This is a genomic window from Thermanaerothrix sp., assembly GCF_056331585.1.
Genome location: NZ_JBWGPQ010000006.1, coordinates 30960 through 57851, shown reverse-complemented (window position 1 = coordinate 57851; position 26892 = coordinate 30960). Strand labels below are relative to the sequence as shown.

General features: G+C 53.6%; 23 protein-coding genes. 20 read left to right on the top strand and 3 right to left on the bottom strand.

Features of this window, described 5'->3' with window-relative positions; genetic code table 11:
* The first annotated feature begins 5 nt into the window (after nucleotides 1-5).
* The 15 genes from AC01YT_RS03935 (at nucleotide 6) to AC01YT_RS03865 (ending at nucleotide 17420) form a co-directional block, all read left to right on the top strand.
* Nucleotides 6-1430 (top strand): UDP-N-acetylmuramoyl-tripeptide--D-alanyl-D-alanine ligase, encoded by a 1425-nt coding sequence (locus tag AC01YT_RS03935; protein ID WP_476672902.1) that lies wholly within the window; start codon nucleotides 6-8, stop codon nucleotides 1428-1430.
* Nucleotides 1427-2419, top strand: coding sequence for a phospho-N-acetylmuramoyl-pentapeptide-transferase (gene mraY / locus AC01YT_RS03930; RefSeq protein ID WP_476672901.1), 993 nt, complete (start codon nucleotides 1427-1429; stop codon nucleotides 2417-2419). The genes AC01YT_RS03935 and mraY overlap by 4 nt, the downstream gene beginning before the upstream one ends.
* Nucleotides 2416-3807 (top strand): UDP-N-acetylmuramoyl-L-alanine--D-glutamate ligase, encoded by a 1392-nt coding sequence (gene murD, locus AC01YT_RS03925; protein WP_476672900.1) that lies wholly within the window; start codon nucleotides 2416-2418, stop codon nucleotides 3805-3807. Before mraY ends, murD begins: the two co-directional genes overlap by 4 nt.
* Nucleotides 3786-5036 carry an FtsW/RodA/SpoVE family cell cycle protein gene (locus tag AC01YT_RS03920; protein WP_424911732.1) on the top strand — a complete coding sequence of 417 codons (1251 nt, stop codon included), beginning with the start codon at nucleotides 3786-3788 and terminating at the stop codon, nucleotides 5034-5036. Before murD ends, AC01YT_RS03920 begins: the two co-directional genes overlap by 22 nt.
* A complete protein-coding gene (gene murG / locus AC01YT_RS03915; protein WP_424911733.1) occupies nucleotides 4957-6075 on the top strand; it encodes an undecaprenyldiphospho-muramoylpentapeptide beta-N-acetylglucosaminyltransferase in 1119 nt (372 codons plus the stop codon). The genes AC01YT_RS03920 and murG overlap by 80 nt, the downstream gene beginning before the upstream one ends.
* Nucleotides 6072-6611: a hypothetical protein gene (locus AC01YT_RS03910; RefSeq protein ID WP_424911734.1), complete on the top strand. Its 540-nt coding sequence runs from the start codon at nucleotides 6072-6074 to the stop codon at nucleotides 6609-6611. Before murG ends, AC01YT_RS03910 begins: the two co-directional genes overlap by 4 nt.
* Entirely contained in the window at nucleotides 6611-8023 is a 1413-nt protein-coding gene (murC, locus tag AC01YT_RS03905; protein WP_476672899.1) for a UDP-N-acetylmuramate--L-alanine ligase, read from the top strand. The genes AC01YT_RS03910 and murC overlap by 1 nt, the downstream gene beginning before the upstream one ends.
* On the top strand, nucleotides 8004-8201 hold the full coding sequence (locus AC01YT_RS03900) for a hypothetical protein (RefSeq protein ID WP_476672898.1): 198 nt from the start codon (nucleotides 8004-8006) through the stop codon (nucleotides 8199-8201). The genes murC and AC01YT_RS03900 overlap by 20 nt, the downstream gene beginning before the upstream one ends.
* Nucleotides 8202-8212: 11 nt before the next feature.
* Nucleotides 8213-9181: a UDP-N-acetylmuramate dehydrogenase gene (gene murB, locus AC01YT_RS03895; RefSeq protein WP_476672897.1), complete on the top strand. Its 969-nt coding sequence runs from the start codon at nucleotides 8213-8215 to the stop codon at nucleotides 9179-9181.
* 10 nt (nucleotides 9182-9191) lie between these two features.
* Entirely contained in the window at nucleotides 9192-10307 is a 1116-nt protein-coding gene (locus AC01YT_RS03890; RefSeq protein ID WP_476672896.1) for a D-alanine--D-alanine ligase family protein, read from the top strand.
* On the top strand, nucleotides 10304-11302 hold the full coding sequence (locus tag AC01YT_RS03885) for a cell division protein FtsQ/DivIB (RefSeq protein ID WP_476672895.1): 999 nt from the start codon (nucleotides 10304-10306) through the stop codon (nucleotides 11300-11302). Before AC01YT_RS03890 ends, AC01YT_RS03885 begins: the two co-directional genes overlap by 4 nt.
* An 18-nt stretch (nucleotides 11303-11320) precedes the next feature.
* Nucleotides 11321-12553: a cell division protein FtsA gene (gene ftsA, locus AC01YT_RS03880; protein ID WP_476672894.1), complete on the top strand. Its 1233-nt coding sequence runs from the start codon at nucleotides 11321-11323 to the stop codon at nucleotides 12551-12553.
* Nucleotides 12554-12628: 75 nt separating this feature from the next.
* Nucleotides 12629-13789: a cell division protein FtsZ gene (gene ftsZ / locus AC01YT_RS03875; protein ID WP_476672893.1), complete on the top strand. Its 1161-nt coding sequence runs from the start codon at nucleotides 12629-12631 to the stop codon at nucleotides 13787-13789.
* A gap of 582 nt (nucleotides 13790-14371) precedes the next feature.
* Entirely contained in the window at nucleotides 14372-14821 is a 450-nt protein-coding gene (nrdR, locus tag AC01YT_RS03870; protein ID WP_315626018.1) for a transcriptional regulator NrdR, read from the top strand.
* 10 nt (nucleotides 14822-14831) lie between these two features.
* The gene (locus AC01YT_RS03865; RefSeq protein ID WP_476672892.1) at nucleotides 14832-17420 is read left to right on the top strand and encodes an adenosylcobalamin-dependent ribonucleoside-diphosphate reductase; all 2589 of its coding nucleotides are present in this window, start codon (nucleotides 14832-14834) and stop codon (nucleotides 17418-17420) included.
* Nucleotides 17421-17482: 62 nt separating this feature from the next.
* On the opposite strand, the gene lysA is transcribed toward AC01YT_RS03865, so the two are convergent.
* From lysA to AC01YT_RS03850, 3 genes are all read right to left on the bottom strand, one after another.
* Nucleotides 17483-18778: a diaminopimelate decarboxylase gene (lysA, locus tag AC01YT_RS03860; RefSeq protein WP_476672891.1), complete on the bottom strand. Its 1296-nt coding sequence runs from the start codon at nucleotides 18776-18778 to the stop codon at nucleotides 17483-17485.
* A gap of 25 nt (nucleotides 18779-18803) precedes the next feature.
* Nucleotides 18804-21581 (bottom strand): cation-translocating P-type ATPase, encoded by a 2778-nt coding sequence (locus tag AC01YT_RS03855; protein WP_476672890.1) that lies wholly within the window; start codon nucleotides 21579-21581, stop codon nucleotides 18804-18806.
* 190 nt (nucleotides 21582-21771) lie between these two features.
* Complete coding sequence (locus tag AC01YT_RS03850; RefSeq protein WP_476672889.1) at nucleotides 21772-22077, bottom strand: hypothetical protein; 306 nt, start codon at nucleotides 22075-22077, stop codon at nucleotides 21772-21774.
* 77 nt (nucleotides 22078-22154) lie between these two features.
* Between AC01YT_RS03850 and AC01YT_RS03845 the strand changes: the two genes are divergently transcribed.
* The 5 genes from AC01YT_RS03845 to AC01YT_RS03825 are packed head-to-tail and all read left to right on the top strand — an operon-like array spanning nucleotide 22155 to nucleotide 26888.
* A complete protein-coding gene (locus AC01YT_RS03845; protein WP_476672888.1) occupies nucleotides 22155-22904 on the top strand; it encodes a PIG-L deacetylase family protein in 750 nt (249 codons plus the stop codon).
* Between the two features lie 4 nt (nucleotides 22905-22908).
* Nucleotides 22909-23208: a hypothetical protein gene (locus AC01YT_RS03840; RefSeq protein ID WP_476672887.1), complete on the top strand. Its 300-nt coding sequence runs from the start codon at nucleotides 22909-22911 to the stop codon at nucleotides 23206-23208.
* Nucleotides 23205-23957 carry a DUF6754 domain-containing protein gene (locus tag AC01YT_RS03835; protein ID WP_476672886.1) on the top strand — a complete coding sequence of 251 codons (753 nt, stop codon included), beginning with the start codon at nucleotides 23205-23207 and terminating at the stop codon, nucleotides 23955-23957. Before AC01YT_RS03840 ends, AC01YT_RS03835 begins: the two co-directional genes overlap by 4 nt.
* A complete protein-coding gene (locus AC01YT_RS03830; RefSeq protein WP_476672885.1) occupies nucleotides 23948-24571 on the top strand; it encodes a hypothetical protein in 624 nt (207 codons plus the stop codon). Before AC01YT_RS03835 ends, AC01YT_RS03830 begins: the two co-directional genes overlap by 10 nt.
* Before the next feature lie 4 nt (nucleotides 24572-24575).
* Nucleotides 24576-26888, top strand: coding sequence for a hypothetical protein (locus AC01YT_RS03825; protein ID WP_476672884.1), 2313 nt, complete (start codon nucleotides 24576-24578; stop codon nucleotides 26886-26888).
* The last annotated feature ends 4 nt before the right edge of the window (nucleotides 26889-26892 follow it).

Genomic DNA, 26892 nt, shown 5'->3' with positions numbered 1-26892 from the left:
GGTTTATGATCACGTTAGGTGATATTCTGGAAGCCCTGACCGGAAAACGTCCCGCCGCGGCTGAGTCACTTGCTCTAACCGAGGCCGCAGTTGATTCGCGCCAAATCATCCCCGGCGGGATGTTTTTCGCGCTTCCAGGCGAACACGCTGATGGTCATAATTTTGTAGAAGATGCCTTTAGCCGCGGTGCGCTATTGGCATTCATTCAGCACGAGATCACTGTGCCTCGTCCCTCCCTCGACCTGACCAAGGCTTTAGCCCCAACCGAGATTTCTATCCCCGAACCACCCTTTATGATTCGGGTACCGGATACTTTACGGGCGCTTCAAGACATTGCCCGCTTCTGGCGACGTAAATTCTCACCCCGCGTCATCGGGATCACCGGCTCAGTCGGTAAATCCACCACCAAAGAAGTCGTGGCAGAAGTCCTGAGCCAGCGTTATCGCACCTTAAAAAATCCCGGCAATCTCAACAATGAAATCGGATTGCCGCTCACGCTTTTACGCCTGGGGGCCGGTTACGATTGTGCTGTGCTTGAAATGGGTTTTTACGTACCAGGGGAAATCGCCTTTTTATGCGATCTCGCTCTACCCCAAATCGGGATTATTACCAACATTGGCACGGTGCACGCCGAAAGGGCAGGTTCACAAGAAGCCATTGCGCGAGGAAAATCCGAACTGGTTCAAGCCCTGCCACCGGCACCGGAAGGTGTCGCCATTCTCAACTACGATGACCCTTGGGTGCGTTGGATGGCTGATAAAACGCGGGCGCGCATTTTCTACTATGGCCTTGACCCCAAGGCTGATCTCTGGGCCGACAATATCGAAAGCCAAGGGTTGAAGGGAATACGATTTCAATTGCACCTGGGGCGAGAAACCCTGCACCTGCGGGTACCGATGCTAGGGCGTCATGCCGTACAAACCGCGTTACGTGCCGCCGCTGCCGGGCTAGTCTGCGGCCTTTCGTGGCAAGAGATCATCCAAGGATTGCAACAGGCGCGTAACCAACTGCGGCTAGTCGCCGTTCGCTTACCTAATGGCGCACTGGTGCTGGATGATTCCTACAACGCTGCCCCCGAATCTATGTTGGCAGCCTTAAATCTCTTGAACGAGATTGAAGGGCGTAGGATTGCCGTGCTGGGTGATATGCTTGAACTCGGCCCCTATGAAGCAGAAAGTCACCGCTTGGTCGGGATTCGCGCCGCAGAGGTAGCCGATCATCTAATTACCTTAGGCCAGCGAGCACGCCTAATCGCCGAGTCCGCTCTCCAGGCCGGGCTGCCTTCAACTCGGGTTGTTCAGGTGGAAGATACCACGCAGGCAGTAGAGGTCTTGCGTCAGATCCTGAAAGAAGGGGACGTGGTTCTGGTTAAAGGTTCTCACGGCCTGCGCATGGATCGCATCGTTGCCGCACTGGAGGAAGCCGCATGAGAGAAACGTCCCTCGCCTTGGCGCTGAGTGGTTTGAGTTTTATGCTGGCAGTGATCTGGGGGCCGCCCCTCCTGCGGGTACTGCGCCATTTCCGCATCGGGAAACTCATCCGAGTCGAAGGCCCTGATCGGCACTTCACCAAGATGGGCACCCCGACCATGGGCGGCGTGCTTATTATCCTCCCCGTAGCCTTGGTGACCATCTTGCTCAACGCTGCTTCTTTGATCGGTGTGACTGTACTAGGCCGTTCGGTGTTGCTCCCCCTCTTAGTCATGCTCTCTTACGCCCTGCTCGGAGCGATCGATGATTGGGAGGGCATCCGTGGTCCACGCCGTGGTTTGGGAATGCGCGCCCGTACCAAGTTTTTGCTCCAGGTTGGTTTAGCGCTGGTGGTAGCCTTTGCACTGAAATATCTCTTGCAAGTACCTGAACTATTCTGGCCCGGTGTTCAAGAACCATTGTCACTGGGTAATCTTTACATTCCCCTTGCCGTATTCATCATTGTAGGCGCGTCGAATGCGGTTAATTTCACCGATGGCTTGGACGGTTTAGCCGGGCTAATTGCTGCTACGGCTTTTGCGGCCTATGGTGGCATTGCCCTGCTCCAGGGACAGGTCTTTTTGGGGCGTTTCTGCTTTACGCTGGTTGGGGCGCTGTTCGGCTTCTTGTGGTGGAACGTCCATCCCGCCCAGTTGTTCATGGGCGACACCGGCTCACTGGCTTTGGGCGCCACCCTTGGCGTCGTCGCGCTGATGACTGGTCAGTGGCTCTTGTTGCCGATCATTGCCATTATCCCGGTCAGCGAGGCGCTCAGTGTAGTCATTCAGGTCGCCTATTTCAAAGCCACCAAGGGCAAGCGCATCTTCCGCATGGCACCGCTCCACCATCACTTTGAGTTGGGCGGTTGGAGTGAAACGCAAGTGGTCCAGCGTTTCTGGTTGGTTAGCCTTCTTTTTGCAATGTTTGGAGTAGCACTGGCGTTAGTATGATGGCACAGCGGTGGCAAGGTCAACGGGTTCTCATCTTGGGCGCGGCGCGGCAGGGTCTGGCGCTGGCACGTTATTTAGCTCAACGCGGTGCTGCAGTTACTCTTAACGACCAGCGCCCGGCAGAGCACATGGAAACAGCCCGACAAGCACTCAGCGACTTACCCGGTATTCAGTGGGTATTCGGTGGACATCCTACTTCCTTACTCGATCAAGTCGATTTAGTGTGTCTCTCCGGAGGAGTGCCTCTTACGCTGCCGATTGTGCAGGAAGCAATTCATCGCGGCATTCCCCTTTCTAACGACTCACAAATCTTTCTCGAAGAAACCCCTTGTCCGGTCATTGGCATTACCGGATCGGCCGGTAAGACCACGACCACCACCCTGGTGGGAAAAATTGCCGAACGGGCTTTGGAACCCCCGCGCCGGGCCTGGGTGGGCGGCAACATTGGTAACCCTCTCATTTCTTACCTCGATGAAATGCAGCCGCATGACATTGCCATCATGGAATTATCGTCCTTTCAGTTAGAACTTATGACGCGTTCGCCTCATATTGCCGCTATATTGAATATTACCCCCAACCACCTGGATCGCCACGGTACTTTTAAGGCCTATCAGGCGGCCAAAGCCCATATTATTCAACACCAGCATTCAAGAGACTTCGCCATTCTCAACCGAGAGGATGAAGGTGCATGGGCTCTTCGCAATCAGGTACAGGGGCAACTTATTACGTTCGGATTTAACCGTCCACCACGGGGCGAAGTCGGCACATGCCTAGAAGGGGATAGGCTCTGCTGGTGGAATGGGAGTGAGATTCAACCCCTCTTCCCGCGCGCGGAAATTCGTTTACGCGGTGACCATAACGTTGCCAATATATTAGCCACCCTGGCTATTGTCATGGTGGCAGGATGGGACATGATATCTGCTCGAGAGGTCATCCGCGAGTTCACAGGTGTTCCCCATCGCTTGGAATTGGTGCGAGTATGGCGCGGAATCGCTTGGTACAACGACTCCATCGCTACCGCACCGGAACGTACCGCTGCTGCCATTCGCGCATTCGACGAACCTTTGGTCCTGCTGTTGGGCGGACGCGATAAAAACCTACCCTGGGAAGAGTTAGCCCGCCTGATTCACGAACGCGTGGATCACGTCATTGTCTTTGGTGAGGCTGCAGAAAAGATATTGCGTGCACTCGGAACCCAAAAAACCGGACAGCGTCCTTACACCTTAGATTACTGTGCAACATTAGAAGAAGCCATTCGGGTTGCGGCTCGGGTGGCCGAGCCGGGTGACGTGGTGCTTCTCTCACCTGGATGCACCAGTTTCGATGCCTTTCGCGATTTTGAAGCACGAGGGGAGGCGTTCCGCCAATGGGTGAAGCAACTACCGTAAGTTCTACCACTCCGCCAATCGTCCGTCCACGCCCACTGCGATTAAGCCTGGACATTCCTCTGTTCCTGGCTGTAGCTTTCTTGCTGGGATTTGGCCTGCTGATGGTTTACTCCGCATCCTGGATGCCCTCTGCCAATCAGACCGAGGGCCGCAGTGTTTCTTATTTCTTCCTCAACCAAATTAAGTGGGCTTTTGTCGGCACGGTCATCGCCACCGTTGTGATGTATATTGACTACCGCCGGCTTTACCCCCTGGTTCTGTTTATGATGGGGTTCACCACCCTTATGCTGCTGGCCGTGCTGTTTTTCGGGCAAACCCTCAACAACTCCAAACGCACGTTGCTTGGGGGATCCGTCCAGCCTGCAGAATTGGCCAAACTGGTCACCATTCTCTATCTGGCGGTTTGGCTCCAATCCAAACGAAATGTACTAAATAAAATCACGTTTGGACTTTTACCTTTGATCGGCATTATCGGCCTTGTCGCTGGATTAATCTTGTTGGAGCCCGATTTTTCCACTGCGCTAACCATCTTGGCAATCGGTGGATTACTTTTCTTCCTGGCCGGTGTAGATATTCGCCAAATCATTTTGATCATCGCTGTTATCGTTGTGGTGGCTTTCTTAGTTACTAATTTCTCATCAACAGGCCAAACACGCATCCGCGACTTCATTGCTGGTTTGCAAGATCCCCTCGCAGCCTCCTATCACATCCAGCGCGCTCAAGAGGCTGTGGTGCGAGGAGGCATCTTTGGCGTGGGTATTGGCGAAGGCACTACCAAACTCACCAGTCTCCCCCTTCCTCATCATGATAGCATTTTCGCCGTCATCGTTGAGGAAACCGGATTGATCGGTGCATTATTCCTCATCGCTGGTTATTTGGTGATCTTATGGCGTGGGCTGCTTATTGCCCGGCGCGCTCCGGATATGGCCGGATCTCTCATTGCTGCTGGCATTTCACTCTGGATCACGCTGGAAGCCCTAATGAACATCCTCGCTATGCTTAATCTCTTACCTGCAACGGGAAACGTCTTACCCTTTATCAGTATTGGTGGCTCTAGCCTCGTGACCACCCTAACCGGGGTAGGGTTGTTAATGAGTGTCGCCCGCGTTTCCGCGCGGGAGAAAGAAACCTCAGAAAGGAGGGTTTACGGTGCGGTTGTTAGTTTGCGCCGGGGGGACCGGCGGCGGCGTGTATCCCGCCCTCGCCATCCTGCAGGCCTTGGGCAATGAAGCCGAGAACGTGCTTTGGGTTGGGAGTGAAGGTGGCATGGAACGCGACTTAGTTCAGCGTGCACAGATTCCCTTTAAGGGCATTCCTGCTGCCGGTGTCCATGGGGTAGGGTGGCGGCAGTTACCGCGCAATATTCTGCGTTTAATACGCGGCACCCTGGCTGCCCGCCGCATACTACGCGCTTATCAACCGGATGTGTTACTTTTTACCGGCGGCTACGTGGGTGTGCCCATGGCAGTTACCGGTCGTTCCATCCCCAGCCTGGTCTTTGTGCCCGATATTGAGCCAGGGTTGGCGTTAAACCTCATGAGCCGATTCGCACACACCATCGCTGTAACCACACCGCGTTCGCGCCATTATTTTCCTGCCGCCAAAAATGTTGTGGTCACAGGTTACCCTATCCGCACCGAACTTATGGGATGGCAGCGTAATCAGGCGCGCCAAAGGTTTGGGCTAGATGAGGAGAAGCCTGTGCTTCTGGTGATGGGAGGAAGCAAAGGTGCACGTTCGATCAATCGCGCTGTACTGACCCATCTTGAAGCCCTGCTCAATTTGACTCAAGTCATCCATATCACGGGCCAAACCGATTGGCCCGAGGTGCAACAGCAAATCGCCCGTGTCCCTGTCAATCTTAAACAACGTTACCATGCTTTTCCCTACCTGCACGAAGATATTGGGGCAGCCTTCGCCGCCGCCGATTTGATCTTGTGCCGCGCCGGTGCATCCACACTAGGTGAGTTGCCATTCTTCGGCCTACCCGCTATCTTAGTGCCTTATCCTTATGCCTGGCGTTACCAAGCCACCAATGCTGCTTATTTGACCGAAAATAGAGCAGCGGTCACCTTGGACGACGCCACACTATCAAAGACTCTGTTACCCACATTGCAGGACCTTTTCGGCCATCCCCAGCGCTTACAGCAAATGGCAATCGCAATGCGTGCTCTGGCCACACCCGATGCCGCCACCAAGTTAGCCGACCTTATTAGAACCTTGGCCGCCCAATCGTCCGCACCCCGAAAGCATAAGGAGGTGCAATGATCAGTCTCAATGTCTTCTTCTATATGTTTGTCATTCTTTTCGCCCTTATCGGCGCTATGCGGGGGTGGGCCAGGGAACTCATCGTCTCGTTTAGCGTGATCTTGGCCATCTTCATTAACACGGTTTTGGAAACCTTTGTTCCCTTCGTGCGCGATATCCTGACAAACTCCGGACCGGCCAATCTCTTCTGGGTTCGAGTTGGCATCCTAAGCGCTCTTGTGTTTTTTGGGTATCAAACTCCCAACATTCCTAAACTCGCCGCTACCGGGCGATTTGCCCGTGAGCATCTTCAAGACATCCTCTTAGGCTTCTTTTTTGGTGCCATCAACGGTTATCTAATTTGGGGCACCGCTTGGTATTACATGCATGTGGCCAATTATCCCTGGACGGCTATCCTCCCCCCAGATCCCAACACGGCAGCCGGGCAAACAAGTTTGAACATGCTGCGCTATCTCCCGCCCGCTCTGTTGACCCCGCCGATCATCTATATTGCTATCGCATTAGCCTTTGTGTTCGTTTTGGTGGTGTTTATCTGATGATGCGTCACGTTCATTTCGTCGGCATTGGTGGCAGCGGCCTCTCGGCCTTAGCACGGTTCCTGCTGGAACGCGGTTACCGCGTCAGTGGATCCGATCGTTCGGCTTCGATAACGACCGAGCAGTTAGCGAAGGCTGGCGCTCAAATTTTTATCGGACACCATCCCAGCCATATCTATGGAGCAGACCTGATCGTGCGCTCATCCGCCATACCCATGGATAACCCGGAGATTCAGGCCGCCCAAGCTCAGGGTATTCCCGTCCTCAAACGTGAGCATTTACTTTCCCGTCTGATGGAAAATTCCATTGGTATTGCCGTGGCGGGCACCCATGGAAAGACCACTACCTCGGCGATGATTGCGTGGGGCTTAACCCAGTTAGGTTTGGATCCTTCCTATATCGTCGGCAGTATTATTCAAACCCTTAGAACAAATGCCCACGCCGGGAGTGGATCCCACTTTGTAGTTGAGGCCGATGAATATGACCACATGTTCCTGGGCCTGAATCCAGATCTCATCGTCATTACCAACATCGAACATGATCACCCGGATTGCTACCCAAACCCTGAAGAATACTATGCCACCTTTGAAGCCTTCACGCGGCGCCTGCGTCCAGGGGGCAGCCTTATTCTCTGCACCGAAAATGCCAACACATCACGTCTCGCCGAAATCCTGAAAACTCAGGGGCTCACGGTATGGACTTTTGGCTATCTTTCATCCTCAAATTATCAGGCGATTAGCGAAAAACCCAATAACCGCGGTGGATTATCGTTTGAGGTCATTTTCAACCCCATAGGTGAAGCCTCTTACTCTCTAGCACGGGTCTCATTACAGGTGCCGGGTAAACACAACGTACTCAATGCCCTTGCTGCCCTGGCTGTTGCCCATCGCCTTGGTATAAACACTCAAGCATTTGCTGATGCTCTGGGTGAATATAGCGGTACTGCACGGCGGTTTGAGATCTTGGGTGAACACAAGGGAATCACCATTATTGATGACTATGCGCATCATCCCAGCGAAATTCGCGTTACCCTTTCTGCCGCCCGTCTGCGGTATCCAAACCGCCGTTTGTGGGCCGTCTGGCAGCCGCATACCTATTCTCGCACCCAGACTCTGTTGTCAGAATTTGCCCAAGCCTTCGGCGATGCTGACCATGTGATCGTCACAGAAATCTATGCCGCCCGCGAGCCTAAACAGGCTTTTTCAGCCGCACAAGTAGTACAAACCATAGCGCACCCTGGAGCCTTGTTCATAGCGAGTCTGGATGAAGTGACGCAATACCTTAAGGATCACCTGAAAAAAGAGGACGTAGTGATTATTCTATCCGCAGGGGATGCCAACCAAATTGGTTATCGCCTGCTCCAAGACTGGCGCCAAGAAAGTGAGGAGTCCAATGTCCATTCGTCCCGATAGTCGTCCTTCCCCGTTTCCCATCCCGGCAAACCACTACCCTGGTGAGAATAAAGAACGGCTTACCACCAACCAGACCCAGGGCAACCTCCCCACAGCACCGGGAAGTACACCCTCTTCCTCGTCATCGCATCAGGTCGAAGTTCTCGAACGCCTTATCGCTTGTATCAAGGCACTGTAGGTTTGCGACAGATGATGATGCTTACTACCAACCGACTGTCTCAGGATCAGATCGCACAACTGCGTAACCGCTTTGGTGAACAGTTGCGCCAGGACGTTTCGCTGGCTAATTACACCGCAGCGCGCGTCGGTGGAAAGGCCGATTTCGTCCTGACCGTGCAGAGCGCCGAAGATTTGGAAGCGGCGGTGCGCGACCTTTGGGCGCTCGAGGTGCCATTTACGATCCTGGGAAGCGGCGCTAATGTGCTGGTCAGTGATCGCGGCGTACGCGGGGTGGTCATTCTCAACCGCGCTCAGCGATTTGAAATTCAAGCCGAACAAGAGCCGCCAACTGTGTGGGCTGAATCGGGAGCTAATCTGGGGCTTATTGCCCGTACTCTTGCCCGCCACGGATTAAGCGGCCTGGAATGGGCAGCAACCATTCCTGGTACGTTGGGTGGAGCCATTTACGGTAACGCCGGTGCTCACGGACAAGACGTGGCTGGAACATTGATCTTGGCAGAAATCTTGCATCGTGAACGTGGAAAGGAAACCTGGACTTGCGAGCGCCTTGCTTACGGCTACCGTACCAGCGCACTAAAGCGAGAACCAGGAAACGCCGTCATCTTAAGCGGCCTTTTAAAACTCAGTCGGAGCACTCGGGAAGCAGTTCAGGCACAAATGGACGCATTTATCGCCTATCGTAAACGCACCCAACCCCCCGGTGCCAGCATGGGCTCGGTTTTCAAGAATCCCCCTGGCGATTACGCCGGTCGGTTGATCGAACAGGCTGGATTAAAAGGCACCCGGGTTGGTGGCGTGGAGGTCAGCCCGGTACATGCAAATTTCTTCGTCACCAACGAAAACGCTACTGCCAGTGATTATTGGCACCTGATCTGCGTGGTGAGGCAAAGAGTCTATGAAACGTTTGGTGTCGCATTGGAATTAGAAATTGAACGCATTGGTGATTGGCTCGATGAAGACACAAACGCTCAAGGATAGAGGCACTACCATGAAAAAACGAATTGGCGTGATTTTCGGTGGTCGTTCGGGTGAACATGAGGTCTCATTGCGCTCAGCCCGTTCCGTCCTTCAAGCACTCGATCCCCACAACTACGAAGTTATTCAAATTGGTATAACGTTGGAAGGCGAGTGGGTAGTGGGTGAGAACGTCCTGGAAGCCCTTGAACAACACCAAACACAGCACCTGATGCGCGTTTGTCTGCTGCCCGAGCCTGGGCATCATCGTCTTTACCTGCGCAAGGCTCAAGGTGATCACATTGTCCTGGAGCCTTACCAAAGTTTAGATGTTATCTTCCCGGTGCTGCACGGCACTTTTGGTGAGGACGGAACGCTCCAAGGATTGCTTGAACTGGCCGGAATCGCCTATGTGGGCGCTGGAGTTGCGGCTTCAGCGCTGGGAATGGACAAGGCTTTATTCAAACAGGTTATGCAAGCCCATCATCTACCTGTCGTGGATTACTTGGTTTTTACCCGCACTGAGATCGAGACTGACCGTTCACGTGTGGTGGAACAGGCTGAAGCTCTGGCCCCTTATCCTCTTTTCACCAAGCCGGTCAATTTGGGATCTTCGGTCGGGATTACCAAATGCCACAACCGTGCCGAACTCATGGCCGGCCTGGAAGAAGCCGCACGTTATGACCGGCGTATTTTAGTGGAACGAGGCATTGACCGCGCCCGTGAAATCGAGGTCAGCGTGCTTGGGAATGAACAGCCCATCGCCTCTGTGCCTGGTGAGGTTGTGCCAGATGAAGAGTTTTATTCTTATGCTTCAAAATATCTTAATAACGCGACCCAGTTGCTAATCCCGGCGCCTTTGCCCGAAACCCTGAGCCAGGAAATACGCCGTTTGGCCGTGGCGGCTTATCGCGCCGTGGATTGCGCCGGGATGGCGCGGGTAGATTTTTTGCTCGATCCGCGCACCCAAGAGGTTTTTATCAGCGAGATCAACACGATCCCCGGCTTCACTGAGATCAGCATGTATCCCAAACTGTGGGAAGCCAGTGGTTTGCCTTATTCGCAACTTCTGGATCGCTTGATTAACCTTGCACTTGAACGTCAGGCCAAACGAGAGCGCACGCAATACACCTTTCGGAGGGGAGAATGAAAGGTTCGGAGAAGACAACGCCCAGCCGCGCCGACTTGGTACGCCAACGCCGCGCACAGACAACACAGCAACGCATTCAACGTGCCAAACAATCGGTAAGCCGCCGCGAGCAACGTCCAACGGTAATCGCGCGCGGCATGGCTGCCTCATCACCTTCTCCCAGTCGCCCGCTTCCAACCAGTAAGGTGCGCCGTCAATATTACTTTTCTCTTAATGCCACCGGCGCCGAACTGCGATTGCCCGCTATCCCTTTGGTTAACCCGGGCTGGCGTCTCCTCTCGGGCTTAATTGCCGTTTTGATGGCGCTTATCCTTTATACCCTTCTTAATGCCCCCACTTTCCAGGTTCATCAGATTGAAGTCACTGGTTTACAACGCCTTACCCCCGCTGACCTTCAAGCGGTTTTAGCCATTAGCGGAAAACCTGTGGTCACGATCGATCCTCAAGCCATCAAGGTTCAGTTGGAAAGTGCTTTTCCTGAACTTAAGGATATCCGTATTCGGGTCATTCTCCCTGCCCGCATCCTTATCACGCTCACCGAACGACAGCCCGTTCTGGCCTGGCAAGTGGGCAATGATACCTACTGGATTGATCCTGAAGGCATCCTGATCCGCCCTCGGGGTGAAGTCGGTGATCTTCCCATTGTTTCAGCCAATACCTTGCCCCCTCTCTCAAATGTCGGCCCTTCCAAGGGAAAGGAACTTGCACCTTCCAATCCCACCGAGGTGTGGGGACAATCCACCTCGACCCAGCTCATCCAAGCCATTCTAAATTTACGCCAGCGCCTTTCTCCCGATATTCCTTTGGTCTATGACAGCGAAAACGGATTTGGATGGCAGGATCCCAACGGTTGGCAAGTGCTGATCGGAAACTCTTTGCATGACTTCGAAGCCAAAATGCAGTTATATCAGATCATCCTGGAACAAATTCAGCAACGAGGATTACACCCTCAGGTGATCAGCCTAGAACATCTGCAGGCCCCCTTCTATAAGTAAGCCTTCCGGAGTGCGGCTATGGACGAACCAATTGTTGTAGGAATTGATATCGGTACCACAAAAGTATGCACCCTGGTTGCCAGAGTCGAGGGTGAACGCAATCTGCGCATCCTTGGCGTAGGCATAGAACCATCCCAAGGCATTCGCAAGGGTGCCGTGGTGGATTTAGCAGCTGCCTCAACCGCTATCGCTCGTTCGATTGAAAAAGCCCAACGCACCTCCGGATTGGAAATCACCTCCGCCCTGGTCAGCCTGGCTGGCTCCCATGTGGCATCGGTCAACAGCCGTGGTGTAGTGGGAATCTCAGGCGGCATCATTGATGAGGAAGATATTGCGCGTGCGCTGGAATCCGCCCAGGCTATTGCCATTCCTCATAACCGCCAAATCATCCACGTGATCCAACGCGGTTTTGTGGTAGACGGACAGGATGGCATCCGTAATCCTATCGGCATGCATGGTTATCGCCTCGAAGTAGAAGCCCATATCATTACCGCTGCCGAATCCACCGTTGAGAACATTCGCCAATGTGTGGAGGCTGCCGGGGTACAGGTATCTCATTTTGTCCTCAACCCTCTGGCCTCAGGCGAAGTCGTTCTAACCGAAACTGAGCGTCAGATGGGCGTGATCGTCTGCGATATTGGTGGGGGGACAACCGACCTTGCCATTTATATTGACGGCGATGTCTGGCATACCATGGTACTGGCACTGGGGGGCAACCACATCACCTCCGATATCGCTCATGGACTGCGCCTTCCCTTGCCCCAGGCCGAAGAGGTTAAGAAACAATACGGGCACGCCGTCGAGAGCGAAGTTGGTGCAGATGAAAACCTGACCCTGCGCACCTTTGGTCAGGAACATCCGGTGCAAGTCAGCCGGCGCGAACTGGCGCACATTATTGAAGCCCGAGTCGAAGAAATTTTTCTCTTCGTACTGGAGGAAATCAAACGTTCCGGCTACGATGGGCTACTACCCGCAGGTATGGTTCTAACCGGCGGAACCGCCCTCTTGCCGGGTATTCGAAACCTGGCAAGTTCGGTTTTAGGCTTGCCGGTGCGAGTGGCCAAACCAGAAAACTTGGTTGGTTTGACCGATCAATTACAGTCTCCCGCCTATTCTACCAGCGTAGGTTTGCTCCATTGGGCCCTTTTGCTCAGCAAAGCAACCCCCATAGCACGTAAACATACCCCATTTCGAGGAGGTGGCATAAACACAGAAACTTTGAAAAACTTCTTACGGCGTCTTTTACCCTAAAAACCTGTGAATCCAAGGAGCGACAACCCAGATATTCAACAGGCCCAAACCATTAAGTCACCGGAGGAAACGACCATGGAAACAATCAACAATCCTTTACCCGAAACATTTGCCCGTATCAAAGTCGTTGGGGTCGGCGGCGGCGGATGCAACGCCGTTGACCGCATGATCGAAGAAGGTTTGACCGGAATCGAGTTTATTGCCGTCAACACAGACGCCCAAGACCTTCTGCTCTCCAAGGCGCCCACCCGTGTCCGCATTGGGGATAAACTCACCCGCGGTCTGGGTGCCGGAGGCAATCCTGAGGTGGGCCGCAAAGCCGCCGAGGAATCAGCCGAGGAACTCTACAATGTCCTCAAAGGCAGTGATATGGTCTTTGTTACTGCTGGTTTAGGGGGAGGTACTGGCACCGGTGCAGCGCCCGTTGTGGCCCAAATCGCCAAAGAAGTGGGTGCACTTACCATTGGTGTAGTTACTCGCCCCTTTGCTTTCGAGGGCAGCAAGCGCGCCCAAGCGGCAGAAGCCGGTATCGCTAAACTGAAAGAGCACGCCGATACGCTTATCGTCATTCCCAACGATCGGTTGCTTCAAATTGTGGATAAGAAAATCGGCATTGTGGATGCCTTTCGTATCGCCGATGATGTGCTGCGCCAAGGTATTCAGGGCATTTCAGAACTGATTACCGTGCCCGGTCTCATCAATCTAGACTTCGCCGATGTCAAAGCCATCATGTCCGAAGGTGGTGCTGCCTTAATGGCTGTTGGCCGTGCTACAGGCGAAGATCGCGCTCGTGTGGCTGCCGAGCAGGCGATCTCCAGTCAATTGCTCGACATTACCATTGACGGCGCTCGGGGTATCCTGTTCAACATCACGGGCGGTCCGAACCTCACCCTCTTCGAGGTCAATCAGGCCGCCGCAATCATCAAGGAAACGGCTCATCCCGACTGCAACCTCATCTTCGGTGCTGTCATTGACCCGAATATGGGGGATGAAATTCGCATCACAGTTATTGCCACGGGGTTTGACCGGCCCGCCATGCGTGCCCCAGTGGTGGAACCCCGCCCAAACCGCACTGAGGAAAGTCAGGCTCCGGCCCGTCCTACACCTACTCGCCCTGAGCCGCGGCCTTCCACCCCCACCCAACAACCGCCCTCGCCGACGGAGTTTCAACCTCATGTCATCAACACTGATGATCTAAACGTTCCCGCATTTTTGCGGAAACGCATTCAGCGGTAAGCCAGTGGATCAAGCAGGCTCGCCCTGTTCTTGATCGCCTTATCCTATAAACGACGTATGCCGACCATAACCGGCATCGGCTGAAGGAAAAGGTCTTTTCCAGACCTTAACTTCAGTTTGCTCTCTTACGCCTGCTTGTCGCTCCTTCTTGTTAGGGCTGCTCGTTCCTCCGGCGAGCAGCCTTTCGTCTAACCCCTTTATACAGGTATAATCTCTCCCCTAATTACGGAAAAAATCCCACTTATCCAGACCCTAACCACCAGATAATCCCCCAACAGATCCCCCATATATGATCCCCAGCCGGATTAGGAATTTTAAGGTTACAGATGCCTTTTGCATATTGCATAACTCGCTAAGTTATGCTAAAATAGCGCCAGTAAATATACGGCATATACACAAGAGAACCCCCATATATAGGGGTTCTCATTCGCTCAAATGACGAGTCGTAAAAGTTTCCCGTACCCCAAAGGGTGGTGATTAAGACACCATTGTAAATTGTTTTGTCCTGCATCCGGTCATTGTAATACTCATCGACTCCCTACTATCAGTTGCCCTTGGATTTCTCTTTGGAGGTGTTGACCCTTGCGCTGTCCCTACTGCCAAAACGAATACACCCGTGTCCTGGATACCACACACGACCAGCGTGGTGGAATCCGACGCCGCCGCGAATGTGAGAAATGCCATCAGCGCTTCAGTACTTATGAACGGCCCATCTTAGCCACACCGCTGGTGGTCAAGAAAGATGGAACGCGGGAAGAATTTGATCGCGAAAAATTGGTGCGAGGCATCCGCATCGCCTGTGCTAAGCGGCCCGTCTCAGCAGCAGAAATCGAGCGTTTGGTCGGTGAAATCGAATCTTCCCTCCAGCAAATGGGGCGAGCTGAAGTGCCTTCACGCGTGATCGGCGATATGGTCATTGCAGGGCTGAAGGAACTCGATCAAATCGCTTATATCCGCTATGCCATTGTCTATCTTAACCTTAATGACTTAAGAGCGATCCGCGAAGAGATTGACCGACTTTTAGAAGGATGAAGGAGTTCCCATGGTTACCAAAAATCACACCCCCACCAAAAACGGCCTGTTGCCGACCCCTCCCCTACCCAAGGATTTACCAGCAGTCCATCTTACCGATAACGCCCGCCAGGTGCTGATTCGTCGTTATGTGCGCCGGGGTGAAGATGGGCAACCGGTGGAAACCGTGGAAGAAATGTTCTGGCGCGTTGCCTACCACGTGGCTAAAGTCGAGGAGCAATGGGGCAACGATGTCATGCAGGTGGCACGGGATTATTATCGCCTGCTGACCTCGAAGAAATTCTTCCCAAACTCACCCACATTCACCGGTGCAGGTACCCCGTTAGGGCAACTAGCAGCTTGCTTTGTGCTCCCGATTAGCGATGACATGGGACGCGAACCCGATGGCATCTTTCAAACGTTACGCGACGCCGCACTCATTCAGCAAACTGGCGGCGGCAATGGTTTTTCATTCTCCCGCTTGCGCCCGAAAGGGGCGCTGGTCAAATCTTCCGCCGGCCAAGCTACCGGGCCGGTCGGCTTCCTCCGCGTTTATGATCACGCTTTTGGTGAGATCGCCCAGGGAGGAACACGGCGCGGTGCAAACATGGGGGTATTACGCGTAGACCATCCTGACATAGAAGAATTCATAACCTGCAAGACCGATGAGAACGCCATCACCAACTTTAACATATCCGTTGGGATCACCGATGCTTTCATGCATGCCGTAGAAAACGATGAAGAATGGGAACTGCGCTTTCCCGATGTGCGTTCCCCCCGCTACCGTGAAGTGCGCGGCACCTTAGAACAACTCGAAGCCGCCGGTGTGCCTATTGTGACCTACCGGCGTGTGCGTGCCCGTGATCTCTTCAACAAAATCGTCAAACAGGCCCATCACAACGGCGAGCCCGGCGTTCTCTTCCTAGATACCGCCAATCGGTCTAACCCTGTTCCCCATCTCTATCCTCTGGAAGCTACCAACCCCTGTGGTGAACAATGGCTTGGCCCCTACGAAAACTGCTGCTTGGGTTCCATCAATCTGAACGAACATTGTGGCCCGGATGGCACGGTAGATTGGGAAGCCCTGCGCCAATCGGTCGTAACCGCCACGCGCTTCTTAGATGATGTCGTAGATGCTAATGCCTACGTTCCTGCTGTCCCTCAACTCAAAGAGGCGGCGCACCGGGCACGCCGTATCGGCTTGGGAATTATGGGGCTGGCCGATCTGATGTACCATGTTGGCGTGCGCTATGGCTCGGATGAGGGCCAGGAATTTGCGGCTCAGGTCATGGAATTCATCCGTTTCCATGCCATGAAAACCAGCATTGAACTGGCTCGCGAACGCGGCCCCTTCCCCGCTATCAAGGGCAGTATCTACGACCCGGAAAACCTGACCTGGACACCCCCTAAACCCCTGACCCCATACCAACGGGATTGGGAACGCCCGGCGCTCGATTGGAACGAGGTTGTTGCCGGAATTCGTCAGTACGGCATTCGTAACGCCGCTCAGACGACCATTGCCCCCACTGGCACAATTGCAACCGTGGCCGGATGCGAAGGTTACGGCTGTGAGCCGGTATTCGCCTTGGCATATATTCGCCATGTCAATGACAATGGGAAGGATTTACAACTAACCTATGTCAGCCCACGCTTTGAAAAAGCTCTGCTCGACGCTGGCATCCCCGAAGAAAAGCGCCGCGAGATTTTTGAGAAAGTACTCAAGGAGGGCACCTGCCAGAATATCCCCGACGTGCCCGAATCTATCCGCAACGTGTTCGTGGTGGCATCCGATATTACTGCCGAAGAGCATGTGCGAATGCAAGCCACCCTGCAGGCTTTTGTGGATAATTCCATTTCGAAGACAATTAACTTCCCCGAACATGCCACTGAAGAGGATGTGGCTACGGCATATATGTTGGCCTGGAAACTGGGCTGCAAGGGACTGACCGTCTATGTGACCGGATCGCGCGAGAAGGTCGTCTTGGAGACTCTGGCAACCGCCGAAAAGAAGAAACAGGCTGAGGAACCTCGTAAAGCTGAAACCCCACAGCAACTTCCTATTTGGCACGACCTTAAGAAACCCCGCCCACGCTACCTCCCCGGCTTCACTTACTCGATCCAGACACCCCTGGGTAAGGCATTTATTACCATCAACGAAAACGGTGATGCACAACCATTTGAAGTCTTTGTCAATACAGCGAAGGCCGGTTCGGATACCGCTGCCGTTTCTGAAGCCATTGGCCGTTTGCTGTCTTATATCCTGCGCCTAGCCTCGCCAATAGAACCCGCACGCCGTTTACGCGAGGCCGCAGACCAGTTGCTGGGCATCGGCGGAGGACGGTCACTAGGCTTTGGACCTAACCGGGTGCGCTCGCTCCCCGACGGTGTAGGCCAAATTCTCGATGAATATCTCCGCCAACGTGAAGAACGGCTCAAAGCTCAGTCCCAGGGCAGTACACTCCCCACCCTCTTTATTCCTGCCCCGGAGTCGGATGAATTCCTTCTCAAAAATCAGCCACTGTTAGAATTTGGCGATCTATGTCCTGAGTGCGGTCAGGCAGCGGTTGTTAATGAAGAAGGTTGCCGCAAGTGTTATGCCTGCGGTTACAGTGAGTGCTGAGCCTCGACTATACACCTTAATTCCAGAATTTCCGGGGTGGGAATTGCCCACCCCGGTTTTGGTTACCCGTTCCACCAGGAAGAATTAAGGACATCTTCGCGCGGCTGAAGCATTTCAACCCGTCCCTCTTCCAACCATAGCACAGCCGGGCGTCCCATCATATTGTAGTTAGATGCCATGCTCAGCTGATACGCTCCGGCCACGGGAATGGCGAGCAAATCACCGCGACGCAGGGGAGGAAGATCAATGGTCTCGATCAAGATATCCCCCGACTCGCAAAAGCGTCCCACCACGCGGCTGGGATGGTATTTTCCCGAGAATTCCTCATACCCAAGGGGAACCGCCGTATAGCGCGCCCCATACAGAGCCACGCGGGGATTGTCGGCCATTCCCCCATCCACAGCGATAATTTGCACCCCATCCACAGTTCGCTTTTGCGAGCCCACACGGTAAATCGCTACACCAGCCTGAGCGATCAGCCACCGCCCCGGCTCAATGACCAGACGCGGCAATGGCCAGTGACGTTGTTCGCACGCTTGCTCAACGCTCTCGCCCACGACACGAATCCACGGTAAGGGATCATCAGGGGGATCTTCCGAACGATAGCGTACCCCCCACCCTCCACCCGGACTGAATTCCTCGGGCACGAAATTGGCTTGCTCCGCTAACGCAAACAGCGCCTCGATGGCTTCACGATAAGGCTTAACCTCAAAAATTTGTGAACCCAAATGGGTGTGAAGACCGCGCAAATGCAACCAGTGACTTGCTCGGGCCTTTCGAATTGCCTCTAACGCCTCGCCGGTATCGAGATAGAGGCCAAACTTACTTTGGGCATGTGCCGTTTGAATGTGAGGATGGGTATGCGCCGCAATGCCCGGTGTAATTCGTAACCAGATATGAGCCCGGCAGCGCCGATCTTGTGCCATTTGCTCCACCCATTCCAGTTCATCTAGGCTATCCACCACAATGGCTTGAATCCCAACTTCCAACGCAGTGGCAATTTCATCCTCGGCCTTGTTGTTGCCGTGGAGATGAATCACCGAGGGCGAAAAGCCAGCCTTTAACGCCACCTGTAATTCACCCTGGCTAACCACATCTACCCCGATCCCCCGAGCGGCTAAACGTCGCGCCAGAGCGGGTGCAAAATAGGCTTTTGCAGCATAGGTCACCACAGCGTCACCTGGATAATACTCATGCACCAACTGCCTCAACCTCTGAATATGTCCCCGCAATGTTGCAGCGTCATAGAGGTAAAGTGGGGTGCCGTGGATCTTGGCCAAATCCGAAATCTGACACCCCCCTATCTGCAACCCCTCCTTCTCCAATCGGGTTGTGAGCGGAAAAAGCGACCAATCCATAGACAGGCGATTCCTCGGTATCAATTTAGCGATTTTGTGAGCGCCACAACCGTACCCATTTTACCGCCTCAATACTTAAGAAAACAACGCTACTTAGCGCCAGGCTGACCAAAAGGTCTACCAGAGGTAAGGGGCGAGTGCGAAAGATATCTTGCAAAAACGGTACGTAAACCACTGCCATCTGAAGCACGAAGGTCAATAGAACCGCCGCCAGCAACAAGGGGTTGGAGAAAATCCCCAATCGAATCAAGGGTTCGCGATCCGAACGAATGGCTAAAACGTTCCCCATTTGGGCTAGGGTTAAAGTTGTGAAGATCATCGTTTGCCAGGTTTCGGTGCGTCCGGTGGAGAGTGCCCACAAGCCTGCCAAGAGGGAGGTCACCCCCATTTCAATTCCGACCAGCAAAACGCTGGTGGCCAAGCCACGCCCAAAGATGTTTTCTTTCGGTGAGAATGGTTTGCGGTGCATGACATCGCGCTCGGCTGGCTCGACTGTCAAGGCCAAACCGGGCAAACCGTCTGTCACGAGGTTAATCCACAAGATCTGCAACGGTGTGAGAGGGAGAGAAAGCCCCACAAATGGGCCTAACAGCATTGCCATGATTTCACCCATGTTAGAGGTCAGCGTATATTTGATGAATTTACGGATATTGTCGTAGATGCGCCGACCTTCTTCTACCGCGGCCACGATGGTGGCAAAGTTATCATCCAACAGCACCATATCCGCCGCTTCTTTGGATACATCGGTGCCCGTAATTCCCATGGCCACGCCAATATCGGCCTTTTTCAGTGCTGGCGCATCATTGACACCATCACCGGTCATAGCCACAATATGACCGCGATTCTGCAAGGCTTCCACGATCTTTAACTTGTGCTCGGGGGAAACCCGGGCAAACACCGGGATATCTTCGACCTGCTGTTCCAATTCGGCTACCGAGACTTGGGCTAATTCTCGTCCGGTCATGACCCGACCATCCTCGGCAATGCGCAACGTACGGGCAATATGCAAAGCCGTTAGAGGATGATCACCGGTGATCATCACCGGACGAATGCCGGCCGTTTTTGCCACCTGTACAGCCCGGAAAACCTCAGGACGAGCCGGGTCAATCAAACCGAACATGCCGACAAAGATTAAGCCAGACTCTTCGGCCTTGCTTGAGGAATCACCCTCGTTCCCTTCCCAGAAGGGGCGAAAAGCCACCCCCAAAACGCGCATACCACTTTGGGCCATCGTGTTATTGGCGCGCACAATCCGCTCCCGCCAGGTCTCATCCAGAGGTTGGATTTGGTTATTGACCCAAACGCGATCACACACCTCCAATAAGGAATCCACCGCCCCTTTGGTAAACATAAGAAACTGAACCGGACGCTCCCATGTTCGTGATAGATGATCACGCAAAGAAGATAACGCTACCGGCCACTCTTTAACATGCTCAATTCGGTGCAACGTGCTCATCCGCTTGCGTTCCGAATCAAATGGCCATTCTTGCACGCGGGGGAAAAGGGACTCCAAATCTTGTTTTAGCAGATTGGCTTGAGCCGCTGCAATAACCAGAGCCCCCTCCGTAGGATCACCCACCGCCGCAAACCCATGGCGTCCACCCTCTTCGGCGGGTTCTAGCGTAGCATCATTACACAGGGCTCCACCCAATAGCATCAGCGCCACCGAAGGATGGCCGATTAAGAGAGGATGAGGATGAAGATTCGACTCGGGCTGGTAATAATTCACCTCTTCCTGAAAATCCACGCGGTGCCCGGCAACATCAATCACCGTTACCGTCATGCGATTTTCGGTTAGCGTGCCTGTTTTATCCGAGCAGATTACCGTTACCGAACCCAAGGTTTCTACCGCAGGCAACTTACGGATCAGGGCATTGCGCTTAAGCATGCGCTGTGCACCTAGCGCTAAGGCAATCGTAACCACTGCCGGCAACCCCTCGGGAACAGCGGCAACAGCCATACTAATGGCCGTTTGGAACATGACCCGAATGGACTCACCTCGTAATACGCCCAAGACAAACACAACCGCCACAATACCCAAAGCCGCGAGCGCCAACCCGCGCCCCAATTGTTCTAAACGCTTCTGCAGAGGGGTTGGTTCTTGCCCGACCGATTGGATCATATCGGCGATTTTACCCAGTTCAGTACGCATCCCGGTTCGGACCACCAGCGCCGTACCCCGTCCATAGGTCACCATGGTGCCCATAAACACCATATTGCGTTGATCGGTAACCGATAAGTGCTCCGCAATAATCGGTTCCACCTGCTTTTCCACCGGCTCCGATTCACCGGTTAATACTGCCTCTTGAACCCGAAGATTCACCGCTTCGATTAACCGCGCGTCCGCTGGCACGGCATCCCCAGCCTCTAGTTGAATCACATCGCCGGGCACCAATTCGCGAGCCGAGATTTCAACCAGGTGTCCCGAACGACGCACCTTAACTTTGGGCACCGCCATCTTTTTCAAGGCAGCCATAGCTTTCTCTGCCTGGTATTCCTGAGTAAAACCCAATAACGCGTTGAGTACTACAATAACCAGGATCACCAAGGCATCGATGTACTCGTGTAAAAACACCGAAATAATGGCTGAGATGATCAGGATAACGACCATGATACCAGTGAGTTGTTCCCATAGGATACGCCAGGGGCTCTTCATCCCTCGCTCAACCAACTCATTAGGTCCCACCTCGGCAAAACGACGTTGAGCCTCTTCACGGCTTAAGCCACGATGCATATCGGTGTTGAGATGCTCTGCAACCTCATAAGGGGATAACTGATACCAAGCTTTTTCTTCGCTACTCATTATTCCAACTCCTCAATGAAATCTTTCATTGCAAACAAAAAAGACCATCCCTTATCGCGGTGATGGTCTCGCTGATTATGTGGGTCACCGGAAGCCGCGGCTTCGTCCTGACGACAACCCACCCCAAACCTTGGGCAGCTACTCCCCAATGCGTCTCTTAGTTTACCGTGCTTCACCAATCCGTCAAGGGTTAAGGTATCCACTTACCAATATCTGCCCAGGCGTATGACAAATGGGTCGCCAGGGTAGCTCCCAGGCGCTTTCGCACCCGCTTTAGGACATATTCCATTAACGGTACTCCCCCCAAATCATGCAATCGCGTCCCTATTTCGCACGCTCGACGATGACGGCAGTAAGCATTGAAAGCGCCCCCAGGACGTTCGGCCAGAAAGTCGTCCCGCTGACCAATCTGGGTTAACTCCTCAATCAATCGTTCAATTTCAGGCTGATGCTCTCTGGAAAAAGGCTTTCGCGCCAAAAAATCCCACAACCCCATGGCCACTCCTTCCTACGCATTATTATACCCGTGAAAACCTCCTGTAGATCATGATAAAATTTTCCACACTGAGTTCCATGCGCTGGATTTACCTCTCACCCCACCTAGATGATGCTGTACTCTCATGTGGCGGGTGGATCTGGTGGCAGATTCAACAAGGGGAAAAAGTAGAGATCTGGACAGTTTGTGCTGGCGATCCCCCCACAGGCCCCCTTACTCCTTACGCCCAAAGCCTCCATAAACGGTGGGAAACAGGTCCCGAGGCTGTGGCTGTGCGGCGCCAGGAAGATCAAAACGCCTGCCAACGCATTGGCGCCCTTCCGCGTTACCTACCCATCCCTGATTGTATTTATCGTTATGATCCAGAGCGAGGTAACCCAATCGTCAATGGAGATGATGACCTCTTCCAACCCTCACTTCCCCCTTCTGAGCAACCTTGGGTTGATACTTTACGGATACAACTGAAAGCATTATTGTCGGAATCGAACATCTTGGTCTGCCCCTTAGCCCTGGGTGGTCACATTGATCATCGCCTCACCCGCACAGCAGCAGAAAAATTAGCCCTACCCTTGTTATGGTATTATGCCGACTTTCCTTATGCGCTGCGGGACTGCCAAACAGAATTGCGTCCTACCACCACGCATTGTCCTTTACCCCTCAACCTTCCACCAGAGGCGCTCGACGCCTGGATCGAAGCGATCACTTGCTATCGGTCTCAGTTGAGCACCTTTTGGCCTGATCTGCCGACGCTAAAACGCGAGATTTTTCACTACTATCAAAATTGTAAAGACCAAATCTTGTGGATGCCTTTATTACCTGCTAGATGAACGCATGCCACACCATATGGTATCCAACAATTTGTGCTATACTGATGGCATGGCACACGAGACCCACCCTTGGGTGGCCTGGGCGAAGCACCTCCAACGCTGGGGGGTAGCGCCACTTATTGCCACATTGCTGGAAGGTTTACGCCCCCTGCAAGGGGTATTAGCCCAAGTTCTGCAAGGAAGTCTGCCGCTATTAACCTCCTCCCCTCATGCCACGTTGTGGCAAGCTCTTATTCACGTTCTTGAAGATGAAGATTCCTATCGGACGTTTATGCACCTTCTGACCGAGGAAACTCAACTATGATCTCGTCCCTGACCGTGATGGCACTAATTATTATCCTTTTCAGCGTGGGATTGCTCCTCTTTCTTAGCCTGCAATTAAAACGGCGGCCACGCTGGGGTTTGCGCCCACTAACAGCATTCTCTGCTCTCTCCCGTGCCATTGGACTCTCGGTCGAAGAAGGGACGCGCCTTCACCTTACATTGGGGAATGCAGGAATTACCCAACCTCACAGCGCTTCTGCTTTGGTTGGGCTTCAAGCCCTGGGTCGCATTACAGCAGTCAGTTCTATAAGCGACCGGCCCCCCTTGGCAACAAGCGGCGAAGGGAGTCTGGCATTATTAAGCCAGAGCACGCTGCGTGCAACGTATCGTCTAAATAATGCGTTGGATTTATACGATCCCAACCGCGGACGATTGACCGGGGTCACCTCTCTTGCCTATATCGCTGGGGCAATTCCCATCGCCTATGATGAAGATGTATCCACACACCTGATGATTGGACATTACGGCCCAGAGATTGGCCTGTTATGTGAAGCCGCCACACGCAATAAAGCTTTTACCCTTGCAGCCAGCGATTCACTGGACGCTCAAGCCGTGCTTTTCGCCGCCGCCCAGCAACCCCTTATCGGCGAAGAGCTCTTCGCTGCGCCGGCCTATCTACAAACCGGTCCTGCTCACCTCGCTAGTGTCCGCGTCCAGGATATTTTACGTTGGGGTGTGATCGTCGCCCTTATTCTGAGTGCTCTCTTAGGGGGACTGGGATGGCTATGAGATCACCTATCGCCACCGCGGTTGCCATTGGAGTGGGCGTTATTGTCCTGCTGGGTTACCTTTTCCCTCTCCCGTTTCTTGACCCCCTACACATCCTGTTTTTGGATTGGGCGCTTATCCTGGCGGCAGTAGCCGGCTTGGTAGCCATTCTAAACCTCTTCAGAGTGCACTGGCAGAAACTCAGTGCACCTCGTAATCGCGATTATTACAGTTTCTTCTTTATTCTGGGTTTCATCCCTACCCTGGTGATCGGCCTGCTTTATGGACCAGGGGATGCCCGCATTCAACCTCTGATAACGGCCATCCAACTCCCGATCGAGGCCAGTTTGGTGGGATTGCTTACCATAACCTTTGCTATCAGCGCAGTACGCCTAATGGCAACCCGCCGTTCCTGGATAAGCGGTTTATTCCTGGCCAGCACGATTATCTTTCTGCTTGCGGGAAGTGGTATTTTCTTAAGCGATACCGCTCCTTCCTTCATAAGAGGAATCTTAGGCGCACTCAATCTACTACCCGGAGCAGGTGCACGCGGCATCCTTCTCGGCATTGCGTTAGGCAGCCTGTTGACAGGGCTGCGAGTTCTGCTCGGTATAGATCGTCCATACAGCGAGTGAATTTATGATGGATACCGTTATCTGTCCACAATGTGGTTCTGTCAATCCCAGCGAAAACGAACGCTGTCAATGGTGCTTAGCGCTCTTACACCCCGATCAGGAGTCTGGAGCAGAACCATCAGAAAGCTCCCCGATTGACTTACCGGACTGGTTAAGAGAAGCCGATGTAGTATTAACCCGTCCCGAATCAACGGAAGAAGAATTGCCAGATTGGTTACTCGCACTACGGCAAGCGGGCGAATCGTCATCCCCAGAAGAGCCCCTTCGGCCCGAAAGCGAAGCAGAGGGATTTTTAGCGCCCGACCTGGAAGAAATTTTATCTCTAGGTGTGGAAAGAGAAGAAACCCTTGCCGAATCTTCTTTGCCTCTCGAACAATCTGAAAGTGCACCTTTTCCTGCCCGGAAAGGGCAAAGCCAGCCGGAAGAAGAAACAACCCTGGCCCCAACGGTTTCCTCAGAAGTCGTTTCTACCGGTCAGCCCGAGGACGAACTGCCCGACTGGTTGAAAGCTCTGCAGGAGAAAGAAGAAGGATCACGAACAACTGAAACGCCGATTGAGATTGGAGAAGAATCCACGCCCCAGTTTTTTGCAGATGTGTCCCCAGAGGTAGAAGGGGGACCAGAGTGGATCACAGGCCTGCCCAGTGCTTCCACCGAGGACAAAGGGTTTGAAATCCCAGAAGCGGTACCTGGAGTGCAAGAACCAGAAACAAGTGCAGCAAGCCAGGTTGAGAACCTAGAAGGTGAACCCTCTTCTGCAGTTATTCCACCCTTTACCGAAATCCCCGAAGACCTCACGGCCTGGTACGAGGAAGAACCTACTTTTACTCCCGAGGAACAAACCCCTCTCCCCACCATGTCATCTCCGCCAACCGCTGAAGAAGCCCTTTCCATGGCATTACTCTCGGCTGAGGGAGAACCTGATGAACCGCCTTTGGGGATATCTCCTTTTAACGAGGAGGAATATGCTGCCTGGTTAGATCAACTCAATCTCGAGGAAACCCTGACCGAAGAGGAAGTTCCTCCAACGACGCCCGCTTTTATCGAGGAAGTCCCCACCGAAACCACGCTCACACCAGAAGAAGTGGTTCCGCCTTTCATCGAAGGCGAATTACCGCAATGGCTGGCCGAATCTCCCACCGATGAGAGCGTGGAAGCCACAGTTGCGCCAACCGCTGAACTACCCGAATGGCTAGAAGCTATGCGTCCGGTTGAAGCCGTTGCGCCAATACCGGCCCAGGAAAGGGAAGAGGACACCCGGATCGAAACCAGTGGGCCATTAGCAGGTTATCAGGGCGTTCTGCCCGGTGAACCCGAAGCCCTACGTTATTCACGTCCCCCGGCCCATGCCATTCGCTTGAACATCAGTGAAAAACAGCGTGCCTATGTAGCCCTCCTGGAAAGCCTGGTCTCTGCTGAAAGTACCCCTATCTCGCTTCGGGTGCAAAAACCGGTCTCCACGACCAGCCCGGCTCTGCGTCTGGCTGTAACGCTACTGCTATTAGTAATTCTGCTGCTTGGATTGATCTCAGGAGTCCCGATAAGCCCATTACCCTTGCTGTTCCCGGCAGAAGCGGTGACATTTGCGACCACGGTAAATACCCTGGCTTCAACACACCCTGCGCCACGGGTGCTGGTAGGGGTAGAGGTGGATGCCGGCTTCCTCCCGGAGATTCGCACCGCGTCAGTTAATGTTCTTGTTGATCTCATGCGTCAAAACGCGCGGCTGGTCTTCATTACCACGCAATCCAATGCCTCCGTGCTTGCATTGACCCTTGCTCAACAAGCCGCCCAGCAAGTGCCTGAATATGTCCTCTCAGAACAAAGTCTCAATCTGGGTTATTTAGCCGGCGAAGCCACTGGTTTAGCCGCATTTGCGCGTCAACCCCAACTAGCCGTGACCACCACCCTGGATGGACAGACGGCGTCAAATGCCTTATCCCTCCTCGGAATAACCGGTTTGCAGGATTTTGACGCCATTCTTTTAGTGACCGATAGCGGCGAGCGTGCCCGTGCATGGCTCGAACAAGTCCGTCCGCTTTTCTCGGAACGTCCCCTGCTTGTTATAACCAGCGCCCAGGCCGCACCGTACCTTACTCCTTATGTGCAGTCAGGGCAGGTAAATGGTTTGATCAGCGGATTGGTAGGAAGCATGACTTACACGCGCCTGACACAAAAAGTGGGGGGAGAAAATCTCTCCCTATGGAGTGCCTATCAAATGGGTACCCTCACGATTGCTTTGCTGATCCTGCTGGGAGGATTGACCACCACACTACAGGCTGTCTTCCCGGCTTCCAAAACTACCTCGAGGCGTTGAAGCC